This window comes from Brevibacillus schisleri (genome assembly GCF_055685845.1).
Genome location: NZ_JBVNDM010000001.1, coordinates 3,890,273 through 3,905,909, shown reverse-complemented (window position 1 = coordinate 3,905,909; position 15,637 = coordinate 3,890,273). Strand labels below are relative to the sequence as shown.

Below are 15,637 nucleotides of genomic sequence, written 5' to 3'. Positions count from 1 at the left end.
CGCCGTATACCGAACGGTACGTACGGTGGTGTGAGAGGACGGGGGCTAGTCACCCCCTCCTACTCGATTACTCCATGCAATGATTATTCGTGTAAATTTGGAACGTGATGCCGAACTTGTCCTTCACATTGCCGTATGCTGGGCTGAAGAACGTTTCTTGCAAAGGCATAATCACTTGACCGCCTTCTTGCAGGGCATTAAAAATCTTATGAGATTGTTCTTTATCATCGGTCGAGATGCAGATGGTCACTTGATCACCAGGCTGATGCGGTTGACCTGGAAAGGTATCGGAAAACATCATTTCAGTTTCACCGACGCGAATAGTAGCATGCCCGATACGATTCTTGGCTTCTGCAGGTAATGGGAACTCCGGATTTTCCGGCATTTCACCGAAGGTTTGCTTGAACAGCACTTCAGCACCTAGCGCACCCTCGTAAAAGCTGATCGCTTCACTTGCAGTACCGTCCAAAACGATGTAAGGAATCAAACGCAATGCCATGTGTCAACATCTCCCTTGGTTTTCATATGACCAACTTGTCAAATCCACTTACTATTATTGCCCATAATTTAATTGTAATGCACAGAACGTATGTTTGCAATAGGGGGTTGATCAGGATGCTGAAGAACTCCGGCGAACCATAACTACGTAACAGACAATGGCGCCGATGGTAGAAAGCGCAATGATGATCCCCATCGGTACTGCTGTATGTTCGCCACTGATTCCCACAAGTGGCGCGACAATTCCACCGCTAATGAAGGCAAGTAGCCCCTGGAGAGCAGATGCACTTCCTGCCGCCTTGCTTTGATTTTGCATGGCAAGGGAAAAGCCTGTTGCGCCCACAATCCCTACACTGGATACGACAAAGAATAGAGGAACGAGCACGGCAATAAGCCCAGCTTGTAGGAGAATCATTGCCAGAAGGAGGATTCCGCCGACTCCAGCAATGGTAATCCCGGCAATGAACAAGGAAGTTTCTTTCACTTTACCTGCCAGCTTCCCAGTGATTTGACTCGCAATAATAATGCCGACACCATTAATCGCGAAAATCAGACTAAACGTTTGTGGAGACACTTCAAATATTTTTTGAAACACAAAGGGCGAACCAGCGATGTAGGCAAACATAGCAGCAGTCACCAGCCCCTGCGCCATGGCGTAACCCATGAAAACGCGATCCTTCAGCAAGGTACCAAAGGTCGCCAGTGTATTGCCGATTCCTGCCTTGGAGCGGCGATCTTGTGGCAATGTTTCTGGAAGAGCGAGCAGCACGACGAGAAACATGATAGCGCCAATCAGACCCAGTACGACAAACACGCCGTGCCAGGTAGTAAATTCCAGGATTTGTCCCCCTACGATAGGTGCCGCAATCGGAGCGATCCCGTTAATGAGCATCAAGAGAGCGAAAAACTTCGTCAGTTCTGTCCCTGCGTACAAATCGCGAACCGTAGCGCGGGCGATAACAATTCCAGCAGAACCAGCAAGACCTTGTACGAAGCGAAGTAAGACGAACGTATAAATAGAGGGAGCTACCGCACACAAAAAGGAAGAGACCGCATACAAAATGAGTCCTATAATCAAAGGGATTCTTCGACCACGTACGTCGCTGATCGGCCCCGCAAATAATTGACCGATGGATAGGCCGAGCATGCATGCTGTCAAACTAAGCTGGGTCATGGAGGTGCTCGTCTGCAAATCATCGGCAAGCATAGGAAGTGCAGGTAAATACATGTCTAAGGACAGTGGACCAAAGGCAGAAAGCGATCCTAGAATCGCAGCCATCCACAGCCGTCGTGATTTGTTGCCAGTCAGAGAAGAGGGATCAAGTTCTTTTGCCATATGATTCACGATAAGTTGTCAAACCTTTCTCATTATTTTTCCAGGGAAACGAGCTCTTTACAGCTCAGAAGGGGGTTGCGTATTTTGCAAGTAATAAGCCTGAAGGTTGCTGTGCATGCGATCAAGCAAGCCACGCAACACATCCTTTTCTTCCTCTGAGAATCCGATGAAGCAGTTTTCCTCAATAACGCGTAATACTTCTTTGACATGCTTGGTAGCCATCCGACCTTTGTCGGTAAGATAAACGCGGGAGATACGTTGGTCCCGTTCGTCTTCCCTGCGCTCGACAAGTCCCGATTTGGCCATCCGATTAATCATGACGGTAAGCGTAGCGGGCTTTACCCCGATTTTTCTGGCCAATTCGCTTTGTATCATTCCATCTTTTTCAATCAAGCGCATCAAGAGAATGGGCTGGCCGGGATAGACGTCGTATTTTTGAATCAGAAATTCTACATTTTGCCGATGCATTTTCATTACATGCGATGCAGAATGGGTTAATGCGGTTGCATAACTGAACTCCACCAAAGTACCCCCAATGAATTAGTGTGCTAATGAATATTGTGTGAAAGACGCCCGTAAGTTCATGCCTTGTCCTATTATACAAAAAACGATTGGCCTTCGTCATGAAAATGATTTGCATGTACGAGCTTTGGGAGGATACGCAGCATTCTTTGGAGAAGTAATCATGTCCTTGAAAATCGAAAGAACAGGTTAGGTGAGATCAAGATGATCCTGAACGAAAAAATAAAAGCGGCTGTCGTGCATGTAACAGGAGTAAACGGGGAAGATCTCGGAATCATCTCCACAAAAGAAGCGCTACAAATGGCAAAAGACCAGGGAGTGGACCTCGTCTGTCTTTCTTTGGCTTCAAGTCCGCCGCCTTGTCAGTTAGTGAATCGAACGAACTATAAGGAACAGGTTATCCAGGAAAACGCCAAAAACCGGAAAGCTGAAAAAGGCGTAAAAATAAAAGAAATTCGACTAAGTGCCTACATCGAAGACCATGATTACGATACGAAAAAAAGACAGGCAGAACGCATTCTTTCATCCGGAGATGCCGTACAGCTGACTGTAAAATTGGAAAAAAAGGAAAGTCAGGAAGCCAAGCGATTAATTGAGCAGCTCATCAAAGATCTGGCTCATTGCGGAAAACAGGATAAAGGGATTCAGGTAAGCGGCAAGCAGGTAGTTGCCAATCTATTGCCGCTTTAATCAAGAAAAGGAGTAAGCATATGCCTTTTACTTTTGCTCATCCTGCTATTGTTCTACCGCTACGCAAATGCAAGTGGTTTTCGTTCTCTGCCCTTGTTTTTGGCAGTATGGCACCCGATTTTGAGTATTTTTTTCGGATGCAGCCATTCAGCGTGTACAGTCACACCATGCTCGGATTGTGGTTGGTTGATTTGCCGATCACGATTCTATTAGCGCTTTTGTACGGGTACGTGGTCAAAAAGCCGATGCTTGCACGGTTGCCAGAGTGGATGGGGCGAGGGCTGGACTACACAAACAAGGGAAGCAGAATGCCAGCGTGGAATATGGCAATTGTATTTGTATACTCCGCGATAATCGGCAGTCTGAGTCATATCGCATGGGACGCCTTCACGCATGACGGTGGTCGTATGGTTGACCACTTCTTGTTTTTGCAACAATCCATCTCGTTCGCTCATTATCACGTGCCCGTTTACAAGCTGCTACAGCACAGTAGTACCCTTTTCGGCGGCTTTGCCATTTTGTATGTGATTGGGCGAAGAGCGCGGAAAAACAGACAGATCGTCATGAGACAGGTACCTGTCTTGGAAAAATGGTTGTTCTGGTTCGGAGTGGGGTTATTTGGGATGGTGACGGTCTTTTTACACGCATTTGTGGTAAAAGGAATTTCACCCCTCATCCATCCTTTGCAGCAAGTTGTCCCGTTTCTCTCGGGATCACTGCTTGGAATCGTGGTGCTTTGCTTCGCTTTGGACAGGCTCAGATTGAAAAAGTAGAATCCCTCAATATGAGGGATTTTATTGTCTTTAAATGGAAAAATCCTCAGACTTCAAATTCATTAAATCATCACGGGTTGGGTCAGGGATTTTGAGCAATCTAACCGCTTGCACACGTATTGCCTTTTCAATATTATTTCGTACATATCTTGCATTACTGAAATTTACTTGAAACGGATCACTCGTTACTGTTAGCAATCTTCTTCTCAGTTTTTCACTTGCTTCAGCAGAGATTCTATACTCCTTGTTCTTTGCCATTACGTTCGCAATTTCCATCAACTCATCCACCTCATAATCAGCAAAGTTGATGTGGACGGGAAAACGTGAAGGCAGTCCCGGATTTAACTCAAGAAATGTATCGATTTCATCGTTGTACCCAGCAATGATACAGACGAAATCATTGCCGAAGTCCTCAAGGCATTTTGTAAGGCAATCTACAGCCTCTTTCCCAAAGTCTTTTTCGCCGCCACGAGCTAAAGAGTAGGCCTCATCGATAAACAGTATTCCTCCCATGGCTTTCTTAACAAGATCACGGGTCTTTTGTGCCGTGTGCCCAATAAATTCACCAACGAGGTCTGCACGTTCAACTTCTGTTAGATGGCCCTTCGTTAAAACACCCATTTCCTTGAAAATCTTTCCGAAAAGGCGTGCAATTGTTGTTTTCCCAGTACCGGGATTTCCTTTAAAAACCATATGAAAAACTTGCTTCTCAATTTTAAGCCCGTGTCGTTCCCTTGCTTTATTCATTTTGATGAGCGCATAAATTTCATAAATCGTTTTCTTGGCTTCATGTAAACCAATCAGGCTTTCTAATTCTTCAAAAACAGTAGTTAAATTTGAACTCGACGTGGTACGAACTATTTCAGGTAAAGTATTTAGCTGTTTAACACTTACTGGACGATTGAATACAACTTGAATTCGATTATTACTACTTGAAGATTCGAGCACCTCAGTTTGAGGAATGGCACCTGCTTGCTTCACATGTTTCACCTGCCTTGACCATCATACAGATAGTATACTCAGGAACATCGGAAAACCTGCCAATTTTTATGCGAGAGATCGAATTGGAAAAGTCACTGGGCGAAATTGGATGTGCCCATTAAAATAAGAAAGGCACCTGATAACCAACTGCCTTGGGAAACTACTTGATTGCATCAAGAAGATCGTCTTCATTAATGGAAGGAAGTGCTTCAGATTCAGAAATGCTTTCAAATTTTTTCCGAAAGTAATGGTGATGAAACAGGATATCAAGTTATTGGAGTGGTTTGTAGGCGTGTGTTAGCAAGGAGGTAAATCCTATGAAGAAAATAATAGAATACTTGATGATATACTCGCTCTCTGGGACTTTCTTGTTTTTCGGAAAAGTATTTGTTTATATGCTAGGTGATGAACATGCATTTGGAGATTCTGTGCCTGTTTATTTTAGTTGTTTTCTATATTACATTGTGGCGCTTTATATCATTTATCTTGGTGTCAAAAGGTTGGGGTTAAAAAATCGAAGTAAGACACTCGATATCACAATATTTATTATCTATGTTTCGCTAGTATATTTGATTGCAAATTCGTTTATCTCAAAATACGTTGTCTACTTTGTGTAGACATCTTGAGATGTAGATATTATTCTGCAAATGAATGCACAAACGGGAGAAGTGAGTCATTTAACCAAAGAGGAAAGGTAAACGGCTATTACTCCGTGATGAAGAGTGATGGCCGTTTTGTTTTCTTCAAGGGATCCCATTCAAAATTCCATAAAAGGAATCCCATTCAAAATTCCATAATATGATACAATCTTTCAAAATAAAGGGCTTTACCAAACATGCGGAGGCTTAAGATGGAACAAAAGAAATATACGGACGTCATACGTCTCGGACATCAAACGACAGAAGGTGTATTCAACGAAGGGGATTTCATTATTATTCAAGAAAAGCTTGACGGAGCAAATGCTAGTTTTCGATATGATGAAGAAACGAAGAACATCCGGGCATTCTCTCGAAATATGGCATTGCATGAGGAAGAGAATCTGCACGGTTTTTTTCAATGGACACAACAGCTCCCAAAAGAGGAAATCCTGGCGGGCATGGTTTATTTCGGAGAGTGGTTGAATCCGCATAAAATTAAATATCCTCAGTATGAAAAGCAGTTCTTTTTATTTGATATGTACGATACCGTAGCCTGCGAATATGTGGATTTCGCTATCGTGGAAAGGGAGACGCAGCGACTTGGCTTGCATCTTGTACCGGTCTTTTATCAGGGGGAATACCAAGGGGAAGAGCATCTCAAATCGTTTGTCGGCAAAACAGCGCTTGGTGGCAAGCTCCGGGACGAAGACATCGGTGAGGGGATTGTCGTGAAAAATGCCGATTACCGGGATCGCTTTGGGCGACAGTTATTTGTTAAGATCGTCACAGATGTATTTAGTGAAGTCAAACGTCTAAAGCCACCAAAAGACCTGAATCAACCGAAGCCAGGAGAAGTGTTGTTCGTAGAGCAGTATGTAACGCGCGCGCGTGTGGAAAAGTTTCTTTACAAATTAATTGACGAAGGTGTACTGGAAGAGACCTTTGGTGTAAAAGACATGGGAGTTATCCTGAAAAATCTGAATCTCCGCATTCAAGAAGATCTCTTCAAGGAAGAGGCGGATTCCCTTCCTGATGGATACGATGAGAAGGAGCTCCGCAAAGCGATTAGCAAAGTGATTCCGCTTTTCGTCAAGGAGCTTTTCTCAGAGAAAGCGCCAGGTAACCCATGATACAAGTTGATTTCAGTTGGCATGCCCCGCTGTCGTAACGTTTTGGGCAAAATGTGGTATGATAATGAGGAAGGGGCGTGAATCGGTGAACGATCTGATCAAAACGCAAGAAACAGCCATACTGGTTGGTTGCTATTTAGATAACCGGGATGAAGAAAGAACTCGTCTTTCCATGGAAGAATTGCATGAGCTGGCCGATACTGCTGGTGTAGAAGTACTGGACGTCATCACGCAAAATCGGGACCGGGTTGATTCTGCCTGGTATTTGGGGACAGGAAAAATTGATGAAATCGCGCAGAGGGCTGAAGAGCTGGATGTAGACGTCATCATTTTCAACGATGAGTTGTCTCCGAGTCAGACTCGTAATTTGGATAAAGTATTTGATTGCAAAGTGATTGATCGCACACAGCTCATTTTGGATATTTTTGCAGGACGTGCACAGTCTCGTGAAGGGAAAATCCAGGTAGAGCTGGCGCAGTACAACTACTTGTTGCCGCGGCTTGCCGGGCAAGGGAAGCAGCTTTCCCGTCTCGGAGGCGGTATCGGTACGCGTGGTCCAGGTGAAACCAAGCTGGAAAGCGATCGTCGCCATATTCGGAAGAGGATTAGTGAACTCAAGCAGCAATTAGAGGATACCGTTCGGACGAGACAATTGCATCGGGAGCGCCGGAAGAAAAACAATGTGTTCCAGATTGCGTTAGTCGGCTATACGAACGCTGGGAAGTCGACGATCCTCAACAAGCTTACGAATGCAAACACGTTGCAGGAAGACAAACTGTTTGCCACTTTGGACCCGACGACCAGGCAATTGGAGCTGCCGAGCGGACTGGAAGTGCTATTGACGGATACGGTTGGTTTTATTCAAGACTTGCCAACGAGTCTAGTCGCTGCATTCCGTTCGACGCTGGAAGGTGTAAAGGAAGCAGACCTCATCCTGCATGTGGTGGATAGTCATCACCCTGATTTCCAAGTACACATGGAAGTTGTAGACAAGATTTTGCGCGAGCTAAAAGCAGAAGAAATTCCGCAGCTAGTTGTTTTCAACAAGGCAGATATGCTTTCCGAGGGTTCTTACTTGCCGCGTGCAGACGAATCGATTTTGATTTCTGCCATGCGGGAAGATGACCTGAAGCAACTGCTCTCCCGGATTGAGTCATTTGCACTTCAATCTTTCAATGCGATGAAACTGCGCGTTCCCGTCGAACGTGGAGACATTCTCTCCCTTTTACATCGGGATGGGGTAGAGATGGAACAAGAATTTAATGAAGAGGAAGCGGCCTACTTGATCACCGTCCGCGTGAACAAGGATAATCCAATATACGGCAGGATTGCTCCATTCCTCCTGGATAAACCAGAGACTGTTGAAGAGAGTTGGTAAGTAACAGATGTTTTCATATTTTTCCCATGGAGAAAAGCTTCGTCCCCTCGTACTTGAGGTGGAAGCGACAATCTCAGAGAGACACCGTCAAATTTCCGCTTTGGTGGATACGAATCAACTGAAAGTATTGCGTTCCTTCCAAAAGCATGAAGTCAACGAATTTCATTTTTCAACATCCACGGGCTATGGCTACGATGATTCTGGACGTGCAACGTTAGAATCGATTTACGCCGAAGTGTTTGGTGGAGAAGCCGCTTTGGTGCGCAATCATATCATCTCGGGTACGCATGCGATCGCGATTTCTTTGTTTGGCATTCTTCGTCCAGGCGACGATCTCCTCTATATTACGGGCAAACCGTACGATACGCTGGAAGAAGTAGTAGGTGTGCGCGGCGAAGGGCAAGGCTCACTCAAGGATTACGGCATCGGTTATAGCTACGTGCCTTTGACGCCAGAAGGAGAAATTGATTTTGTTGCAGTCGCACAAGCGATTACACCAAAGACGAAGGTCATCGGGATTCAACGTTCGCGAGGCTATGCAGATCGACCTTCTTTCACCATTGCGAAAATCCAAGAAATGATTCGGGTTGTAAAAGAAATCAAGCCTGATCTGATCGTTTTTGTAGACAACTGCTACGGAGAGTTCACGGAGGAGCAAGAGCCATTGCACGTAGGTGCAGATATCATGGCAGGCTCTCTCATCAAAAACCCGGGTGGCGGCTTGGTCAAAACAGGCGGTTATATCGTAGGACGCGAGGATTTGGTTCAGCTTGCTTCGTATCGGATGGCAGCACCGGGAATTGGCGCAGAGGGCGGTGCATCGCTCTACTCGTTACTGGAAATGTACCAAGGCTTCTTCTTGGCTCCACACGTTGTGGGCGAAGCTTTAAAGGGAGCGGTATTCTCTTCGGCAATGCTGGAGCGTTTGGGCTTCAAAACAAATCCGCTGTGGCATGAGCCGCGAACCGACCTGATTCAATCCGTGGAATTCGGCAGTGCTGAACGATTGATCACGTTTTGCCAAGGGATACAGAAAGCAGCACCAGTCGATTCCCACGTCACCCCGTATCCAAGCGAAATGCCTGGATACGCTGATCCTGTGATTATGGCAGCCGGTACGTTTATTCAAGGGGCGAGTATCGAATTCTCGGCAGATGGTCCGATTCGTCCACCGTACTTGGGCTTTGTTCAAGGCGGTTTGACGTACTCGCACGTAAAAGTGGGGATTTTGACGGCGCTGAATGGGATGTTGGAAAAAGGCTTACTCGAAATACCAGGTGAATAGGATAAAAACGCAAGGAATGGCGGCATTCTCTGGATGATGGAGGATGTCGTTTTTTTATGTAAGAAAACTGTACATAACTTTTTGTGTAATATTATCTAACATCTATTGACAGGGATTTTGTTATAAAATAAAATAAGGCTAAGAAATACGAAACAGGAGGGACAAGTCATGAGTGATGACCTTCGCCGGAATATGGCCCTCTTTCCCATTGGGATCGTCATGAAGCTGACGGATCTCACTGCGAGGCAAATCCGTTATTACGAACAAAACGACCTGATTCAGCCCGCCCGCACAGAAGGGAAGCAGAGGCTCTTTTCTTTCAACGACGTAGATCGCTTGTTGGAGATCAAGACTCTGATTGAAAAAGGACTGAATATTGCCGGGATCAAGCAAGTCCTGCAAATGCAAGAGCCTGCTATGGAACAAACAGAGATTACCACGACGTCCGAAGAGAAACGCAAGGACATGTCCGACAAAGAGCTGCATCAGCTCCTAAGGCAACAGATTATGTATCGCGATGCCACTCGCCATGGCGAGGGTGCATTGATACGTGGAGAGCTTTCCCGCTTCTTCCACTAGATAGAAAGCCGAAATAGAGACAGGAGGAGAGAAATGTGAGCAAGTTTACAAGAGAAGACATCATGCGCATGGCCAAAGAAGAGGACGTAAGGTATATTCGACTGCAGTTTACCGATCTGATGGGGATCATTAAAAACGTAGAAATCCCGCTTTCCCAATTGCCAAAAGCACTCGATGGCAAAATGATGTTTGACGGTTCTTCCATCGAAGGCTTCGTTCGCATCGAGGAATCCGACATGTACCTAGTACCAGATCTGGATACATGGGTAGTATTCCCGTGGGGCAATGAGTTTGGCAAAATTGCACGTCTGATCTGTGATATCCACATGCCAGATGGCTCTCCATTCGAAGGAGACCCTCGCTACATCCTGAAGCGTGCCTTGAAAGAAGCAGAAGAAATGGGCTTCACAGCCTTCAACGTAGGTCCAGAGCCTGAGTTTTTCCTGTTCAAGCTGGATGCAAAAGGTGAGCCTACGCTGGATCTGAATGACCAAGGCGGATACTTCGACTTTGCTCCACTCGACTCCGGTGAAAACTGCCGCCGTGATATCGTTTTGACGCTGGAAAAAATGGGTTTTGAAGTGGAAGCATCTCACCACGAGGTAGCTCCAGGTCAACACGAAATCGACTTCAAGTATGCGAACGCACTCCAAGCAGCTGACCAAATCTTGACGTTCAAACTGGTTGTTAAAACCATCGCGCAAAAACATGGTCTGCATGCGACATTTATGCCAAAACCGCTGTACGGTGTAGCAGGTTCCGGTATGCACGCGAACCAATCGCTGTTCCGTGGGAAAGAAAATGCTTTCTATGATGAGTCCGATGTAATGGGACTGAGCCAAACAGCGAAGCATTATCTGGCAGGTATTTTGCAGCATGCTCGCAGCTTTACAGCGATCACGAACCCGCTCGTAAACTCTTACAAGCGTTTGGTTCCTGGTTACGAGGCTCCTTGCTACGTAGCGTGGTCTGCGAAAAACCGCTCTCCATTGATCCGTATCCCTGCTTCCAGAGGCTTGAGCACGCGTATTGAAGTACGCAGCCCAGACCCTGCAACAAACCCTTACTTGGCATTGGCAGTTATGCTGAAAGCTGGTTTGGACGGAATCAAAAACAAGCTTACACCACCAGCTGCTATTGATCGCAATATCTACGTGATGACCGAGCAAGACCGCGAAGCGAACGGAATCGAGAACTTGCCTGCTACTTTGAAGGAAGCAATCGAGTGCCTGAAAGCAGATCCGGTAATTTGCGAAGCATTGGGCGAGCATGCATTGGTACACTTTATTGAAGCGAAAGAAATTGAGTGGGATATGTTCCGTACACGCGTTCACGATTGGGAGCGCGAGCAATACATGACTGCTTACTAATAAGCGAAACCCCTTGTGCCTGTAGGTGCGAGGGGTTTTTCTATTTGGTGGGCAAATTTGATTTTTTAAGGGGTTTTACATTTTTGCCCACGATTTGCCCACTATTTTTTTCTGAGTACACACTTTCCATGTAGCTTTCAAACTTGTCCATGTTGTCTAATTCAATTTTCTTTGAGATGTGTGCATATACATCCGAGGTGATCTGGATGCTACCGTGGCCTAAACGTTCTTGGATGTATTTCATATCAGTTCCAGTTTCTAATAACAGCACTGCGTGAGTGTGTCTCAGAGAGTGAATAGGGATAGAGGGAATGTTCAATCGTTTAAGTGTACGTGAGAAAGCGTTAAAGAGAGACGATTTAGGGACGATATTACCATCGTCTCTGGTTAAAACGAGATTCAAATCGTGGTGATAAAGTTCGTTTAAAGCCAGCTTTTTTTGGTTCTGGTATTTCATGTGTTGCTTTAGATCATCAACTAATGTTTTGCTCATACGAATAATTCTAGTTGAGTTGTATGTTTTTGTATCGCCAAATAGCTCACTTTTGTCTTTTGCTTGAAAGTCCAGTGTCTTGTTAATACTTATCGTCATATTCTTAAAATCTATGTCCGACCACTGTAAAGCTCCTGCTTCCCCTTTACGCATACCAGTTTCAATTAGCACTTTAAAAAATAGCCAATAAATGTAGCCGTAAAGGTGTACCGCTTGTAAAAATCGGGGAATGTCACTTGTCTCCATAAATTTTAAACCGGTCTTATTTTTTTCGCGACCCTTGATGGTAACACCGCTGCAGGGGTTTTTCTCGATCTTATTCAAAGTCAAGGCTTTTTCCATTGCGTTGTTTAGAGTTGTGTGGATCAATTCGATAGTTCGCTTACTGTAGTCTTTATCTTCTGCAAGGTGATTTATAAATTTTTGGTACATAAACGGTTTTAATTCTTGTAACATGATTTTTTTGAAATATGGAACAATATGGTTTGAAATGTTTCGGCTGTGTAATGTAAAGGTATTTTTACGCACTGTGTCTTTTTTGTACTCATCTAACCAAATCATAAGAAAATCTTGGAGCGGTAGATCCTTTTGCTCGTATCCCTCCAACAAGCCGTTTTCAAATTCAGTGGCTGCGATTTGTGCTTCTTTCTTAGTTGCAAAACCCCCTTTTGTTTTTTCTTTGTACTCCTGAGTGAAAGGATCAGTGTACTTTAATCGATACTCCCATTTTTTTCCTCGCTTTCTGAAACTCGCCATAACGTTTTCTCCTTACATTTAGAATGTAAAAAAAGCGCATCCGATTGGGTGCGACTTTTTATTGATGCCTTTTTTGAAGCAAAGTAACAATGTAATTGCTCAAGCTTCTGTTTTCATTTTTCGCTTCTTCTTCCAGTTTCTTTTTTAATTCTACAGGCATGGTTATAAGTGCTTTAGTAGTTTCTGATGACATGATATTCACCTCCTATCCAAAGTATAAACAATCTAATATAGTATTGCAATACTGTGAATCTATGTATATACTTTGGATATCTAATAGATATAAAGGAGATATCCATATGGATAAGAGCATGCTTTTAGAAATGCAACCTTTTAGTTATTTTGCTTCAAAAAGGGACCTAAGACAGTCTATCAACGAACGGGTAAGGAAATTAAGAAACAAGCTTACTCCATCAACTTTGTGTGTTCTAGATGTATTAAGGTTACGATCGATGAAAGTTTTAGGAGTCGCATACCTAAAAATCGAAACAATCATTGCTTTAACAAAAGTAAGCCGGGCAAGTGTGGAAAGGGCGATTAGGAAGTTGGAGCAGGAAGGGATTATAAAACGTATCTTTACTTCCAGAAAAACAGGGCTCCAAGGGGCGAACATTTACTATTTTTTACCCTTGAATGACGGGGTTGAAGTGACGGGGTTGGACAAGCCTAAAACGCCTGAAATATCAAAGGTTGAGGCTTCCAATCAGGAATCTAATACAGGGATTTTTAATACTCCAAAAAGACCAAAAGAAACTAAGAAAAATAACGTAAACGGAACGCATCTCGCAAAAGACAGCTCTGTAATTCCTTCTTACATCCCGAAAGAATTCGCTAAGTTGATCCAGCAAGGATTTTCATGCGGAAGAGTAATCAAACAGTTCTGGGGCAAGGTGGTGATGTTTAAACGCGCTACAGGGTGGACTCGTAACGAGAACGTGTTGCCAATTGCTGCCAATGCCTGGGAATACACCAAGATCGAGTACAAGAGGGATAAAAAAGAGTGGGAGCTTGATCGTTTCCTGAAATGCTTCTATGGCACGATGAAGCGGATCGAAGAGAAAAGAGTCGAGGAATATGCTGCTTTGTGGGTGTGATTTCTTAAAAAAATTTTCTGATACAATAAAATTTTGTTAAGGAAAATGTTATACTTGTTAGGTGAAATTTACTTTTATTAACGATCGATCTAAAAACTGGTAAAAGCAAAAAGCCAACGGGGTACGATTGGCCACGAACCTTTCGTACTCTTTACCACCAAGACCAGACCTTGGTGGCGGGCCGAAACCGCTTTCCGTCGACATAAACAATATTTTACAGCTTTGAACAGGATACAACAAGTGGTACAAATTCGGTTTATTACTTAAATCCTGCCATCATAAAATTGGTGTAAGGCTTTTGCTTCTCAAAGGAGAGAAGTAATAAATGCTATATCATAAACGTAAACAAATCGGGCTGTTATTGAAGAATCTGAGAAATGATCGAGGATGGAACCAGGACAAACTAGCCGAAGAGTTGGACGTCTCAAGACAAACGATTGCAAACACAGAGCGAGGCCAAAATGTCCCGAAAGCAAAATTTGTAGAACACGCTTTTCAATTGTTTGGTTCGGAAGAGTTAATCAGGCATTACATCAGTATACAAGAGGACAGGAAAGAACTTATGGCATTGGCCGATGCTGTTGTATCAGATCAATACCATCCTGTTATTAATTCAGTCATGAAACAGGTAATCAAGGAGTCTTTAAAGACTAACGATCTTCACGCTATTTTCTCGACGTTATTCCAGATGATCATGTGGGAATTGAAATTCAAAGGGAAAGTGAATCGCCGTAAAAACGATTGGCTGATTAAGGTAACGCAATATCTTGATCCAGACCCAGAGGCTTTCTTTGAAATGATTGAAAAGCTTTACCATCATTCACGTGAGTCCAGTAACTTCTCTGCTTTTATTACGATTACCGAGGGCATAAAATGCAAGGTAACACTAGGGAATAGTCGCCTGTCACAGATTCTTTGTTACCAAGCCAATGCGTATTTCTACTCTGGTAATATTCGAAAAGCTTACAAAGTATCATCAAAGGCACTGGACACTATGAACGGTGAAGTATATAAGCATACAGCCTTTGCATACCATCGGCACGCCCTGATTTGCATGCAACAAATTGAATTCGAAGAAGCTCTTGAGGCCGAACTGGTCAGTCTTAGTCTCCTGAAGCCAACTGAATATCACCATTCGATTGTTAAAGCAGGGCTTGCTCGTTTGTACTACATGAACGGGGATTATGGTAAAGCGAACGAGTATTGGGAAGATGTATTCACAAAGTATGATGTACTCGATCCGGCTAGGGCGCATTCGTTAAATGACATGATAATGATGGAAATCAAACTGGGTAATCTGGAACAAGCGCACGCTAAGATCGTCGAATGCGATAGGCTCTTAGATCGCGCAAAGAAAAACAAATGGCCACATTACGATGTAGAAAGTATGCTTTTGAGAAGAAACAAAATTATGCTTGAAGCAGTCGAGACTGGAAACTTTCTCTCCCCAGAAGTAGGGAATATTCTTCAAGAACTTAACAACAGCTATTTAAGAGACGAACGTGAGCTAACAAAAAATTTCGTCCTAGAGAGAATGTTTTTATCTAGTAGAATATAGGTATCTCGGAAAAGGAGGGGTTATTATGAAAAAGTTACTTGTTGTACCTGTTACGGCTTTGATGTTGGCACTTGGGGTGTTTAGTGGATCAGCTCTTGCTGGACCACCTGAATGGGCACCGGCACAAGGAGATCCGGTGCTGGTGCCATCTAGCAATGGGAATATTGTAGCTCTTAGCGGCCCACCAGAGTGGTAAGGGTTTCGGTGAATCTAAACATAAATGTAAAGTGATTTACAAATTTTGGAGAAAAAAGTTGTAGCACTTTACAGAAAAAAGAATTTGACTGGTATAAAATAACGTTAGGCATATGAGCCTGGCGTTATTTTTGTTATAGGACTGGAAACAGTTGCAAAATGTGCAAGATACTCACACAATCAAAAGAGAACAAGTGTTCGAAAATAGGGGGATTAGTGCATGGAGAATGTAGCGACACAGTCAGACAAGACTAAGCTCGAAAAACTCAATTACATAGCAACGACCTGTACACCGGAACAGATAAATGAATTATATAAAGCATTTCTGGAATATTCCCAGAAAACGAAATAAAAAAAAACC

16 protein-coding genes are annotated in these 15,637 nt (G+C 43.8%); 10 read left to right on the top strand and 6 right to left on the bottom strand.

Annotation, left to right across the window (positions count from 1 at the left end; translation table 11 throughout):
• Positions 1-67 precede the first annotated feature (67 nt).
• The 3 genes from ACUUHJ_RS18270 to ACUUHJ_RS18260 all read right to left on the bottom strand — a co-directional run bounded on the left by ACUUHJ_RS18270 (position 68) and on the right by ACUUHJ_RS18260 (position 2,359).
• On the bottom strand, positions 68-499 hold the full coding sequence (locus ACUUHJ_RS18270; protein WP_064202666.1) for a VOC family protein: 432 nt from the start codon (positions 497-499) through the stop codon (positions 68-70).
• Between the two features lie 111 nt (positions 500-610).
• Positions 611-1,843, bottom strand: a complete 1,233-nt coding sequence (locus ACUUHJ_RS18265) for a multidrug effflux MFS transporter (protein WP_472299580.1) — start codon at positions 1,841-1,843, stop codon at positions 611-613.
• A 48-nt stretch (positions 1,844-1,891) separates the two neighbouring features.
• On the bottom strand, positions 1,892-2,359 hold the full coding sequence (locus ACUUHJ_RS18260; protein WP_472299579.1) for a MarR family winged helix-turn-helix transcriptional regulator: 468 nt from the start codon (positions 2,357-2,359) through the stop codon (positions 1,892-1,894).
• 201 nt (positions 2,360-2,560) lie between these two features.
• Here ACUUHJ_RS18260 and infC point away from each other — a divergent pair, with 201 nt between their 5' ends.
• Both infC and ACUUHJ_RS18250 read left to right on the top strand, forming a co-directional pair.
• Positions 2,561-3,046: a translation initiation factor IF-3 gene (gene infC / locus ACUUHJ_RS18255; protein WP_016743406.1), complete on the top strand. Its 486-nt coding sequence runs from the start codon at positions 2,561-2,563 to the stop codon at positions 3,044-3,046.
• 20 nt (positions 3,047-3,066) lie between these two features.
• Positions 3,067-3,819 carry a DUF4184 family protein gene (locus ACUUHJ_RS18250; RefSeq protein ID WP_472299578.1) on the top strand — a complete coding sequence of 251 codons (753 nt, stop codon included), beginning with the start codon at positions 3,067-3,069 and terminating at the stop codon, positions 3,817-3,819.
• A gap of 30 nt (positions 3,820-3,849) precedes the next feature.
• On the opposite strand, the gene ACUUHJ_RS18245 is transcribed toward ACUUHJ_RS18250, so the two are convergent.
• On the bottom strand, positions 3,850-4,800 hold the full coding sequence (locus ACUUHJ_RS18245; protein ID WP_041749481.1) for an AAA family ATPase: 951 nt from the start codon (positions 4,798-4,800) through the stop codon (positions 3,850-3,852).
• A gap of 850 nt (positions 4,801-5,650) precedes the next feature.
• Here ACUUHJ_RS18245 and ACUUHJ_RS18240 point away from each other — a divergent pair.
• The 5 genes from ACUUHJ_RS18240 (at position 5,651) to glnA (ending at position 11,180) form a co-directional block, all read left to right on the top strand.
• Positions 5,651-6,568 (top strand): RNA ligase family protein, encoded by a 918-nt coding sequence (locus ACUUHJ_RS18240; protein WP_289673391.1) that lies wholly within the window; start codon positions 5,651-5,653, stop codon positions 6,566-6,568.
• An 85-nt stretch (positions 6,569-6,653) separates the two neighbouring features.
• Positions 6,654-7,946 carry a GTPase HflX gene (gene hflX, locus ACUUHJ_RS18235; protein WP_289673390.1) on the top strand — a complete coding sequence of 431 codons (1,293 nt, stop codon included), beginning with the start codon at positions 6,654-6,656 and terminating at the stop codon, positions 7,944-7,946.
• A gap of 7 nt (positions 7,947-7,953) precedes the next feature.
• Complete coding sequence (locus ACUUHJ_RS18230; protein ID WP_015891642.1) at positions 7,954-9,231, top strand: methionine gamma-lyase family protein; 1,278 nt, start codon at positions 7,954-7,956, stop codon at positions 9,229-9,231.
• A gap of 168 nt (positions 9,232-9,399) precedes the next feature.
• Complete coding sequence (locus tag ACUUHJ_RS18225; RefSeq protein ID WP_289673389.1) at positions 9,400-9,810, top strand: MerR family transcriptional regulator; 411 nt, start codon at positions 9,400-9,402, stop codon at positions 9,808-9,810.
• Positions 9,811-9,845: 35 nt separating this feature from the next.
• Complete coding sequence (gene glnA, locus ACUUHJ_RS18220) at positions 9,846-11,180, top strand: type I glutamate--ammonia ligase (protein ID WP_015891640.1); 1,335 nt, start codon at positions 9,846-9,848, stop codon at positions 11,178-11,180.
• A gap of 40 nt (positions 11,181-11,220) precedes the next feature.
• Here the strand turns inward: glnA and ACUUHJ_RS18215 are convergent, their stop codons facing one another.
• A complete protein-coding gene (locus tag ACUUHJ_RS18215) occupies positions 11,221-12,429 on the bottom strand; it encodes a tyrosine-type recombinase/integrase (protein ID WP_472299577.1) in 1,209 nt (402 codons plus the stop codon).
• Positions 12,430-12,487: 58 nt separating this feature from the next.
• Positions 12,488-12,622 (bottom strand): ribbon-helix-helix domain-containing protein, encoded by a 135-nt coding sequence (locus tag ACUUHJ_RS18210; RefSeq protein ID WP_173606777.1) that lies wholly within the window; start codon positions 12,620-12,622, stop codon positions 12,488-12,490.
• Between the two features lie 106 nt (positions 12,623-12,728).
• On the opposite strand from ACUUHJ_RS18210, the gene ACUUHJ_RS18205 reads away from it, so the two are divergent.
• From ACUUHJ_RS18205 to ACUUHJ_RS18195, 3 genes are all read left to right on the top strand, one after another.
• The gene (locus tag ACUUHJ_RS18205) at positions 12,729-13,523 is read left to right on the top strand and encodes a Fic family protein (RefSeq protein WP_173606776.1); all 795 of its coding nucleotides are present in this window, start codon (positions 12,729-12,731) and stop codon (positions 13,521-13,523) included.
• A 325-nt stretch (positions 13,524-13,848) separates the two neighbouring features.
• Positions 13,849-15,081, top strand: a complete 1,233-nt coding sequence (locus ACUUHJ_RS18200; RefSeq protein WP_472299576.1) for a helix-turn-helix domain-containing protein — start codon at positions 13,849-13,851, stop codon at positions 15,079-15,081.
• 25 nt (positions 15,082-15,106) lie between these two features.
• Complete coding sequence (locus ACUUHJ_RS18195) at positions 15,107-15,277, top strand: hypothetical protein (protein WP_173606774.1); 171 nt, start codon at positions 15,107-15,109, stop codon at positions 15,275-15,277.
• Positions 15,278-15,637: the final 360 nt, after the last annotated feature.

Excerpts from the sequence above, each read along its gene's own strand:
- ACUUHJ_RS18230 (WP_015891642.1), top strand. The coding sequence starts at position 7,954 with ATGTTTTCATATTTTTCCCATGGAGAAAAGCTTCGTCCCCTCGTACTT.
- ACUUHJ_RS18270 (WP_064202666.1), bottom strand. The coding sequence starts at position 499 with ATGGCATTGCGTTTGATTCCTTACATCGTTTTGGACGGTACTGCAAGT.
- ACUUHJ_RS18200 (WP_472299576.1), top strand. The coding sequence starts at position 13,849 with ATGCTATATCATAAACGTAAACAAATCGGGCTGTTATTGAAGAATCTG.
- ACUUHJ_RS18240 (WP_289673391.1), top strand. The coding sequence starts at position 5,651 with ATGGAACAAAAGAAATATACGGACGTCATACGTCTCGGACATCAAACG.
- ACUUHJ_RS18250 (WP_472299578.1), top strand. The coding sequence starts at position 3,067 with ATGCCTTTTACTTTTGCTCATCCTGCTATTGTTCTACCGCTACGCAAA.
- ACUUHJ_RS18225 (WP_289673389.1), top strand. The coding sequence starts at position 9,400 with ATGAGTGATGACCTTCGCCGGAATATGGCCCTCTTTCCCATTGGGATC.
- ACUUHJ_RS18210 (WP_173606777.1), bottom strand. The coding sequence starts at position 12,622 with ATGTCATCAGAAACTACTAAAGCACTTATAACCATGCCTGTAGAATTA.
- ACUUHJ_RS18215 (WP_472299577.1), bottom strand. The coding sequence starts at position 12,429 with ATGGCGAGTTTCAGAAAGCGAGGAAAAAAATGGGAGTATCGATTAAAG.
- ACUUHJ_RS18205 (WP_173606776.1), top strand. The coding sequence starts at position 12,729 with ATGGATAAGAGCATGCTTTTAGAAATGCAACCTTTTAGTTATTTTGCT.
- ACUUHJ_RS18195 (WP_173606774.1), top strand. The coding sequence starts at position 15,107 with ATGAAAAAGTTACTTGTTGTACCTGTTACGGCTTTGATGTTGGCACTT.
- infC (WP_016743406.1), top strand. The coding sequence starts at position 2,561 with ATGATCCTGAACGAAAAAATAAAAGCGGCTGTCGTGCATGTAACAGGA.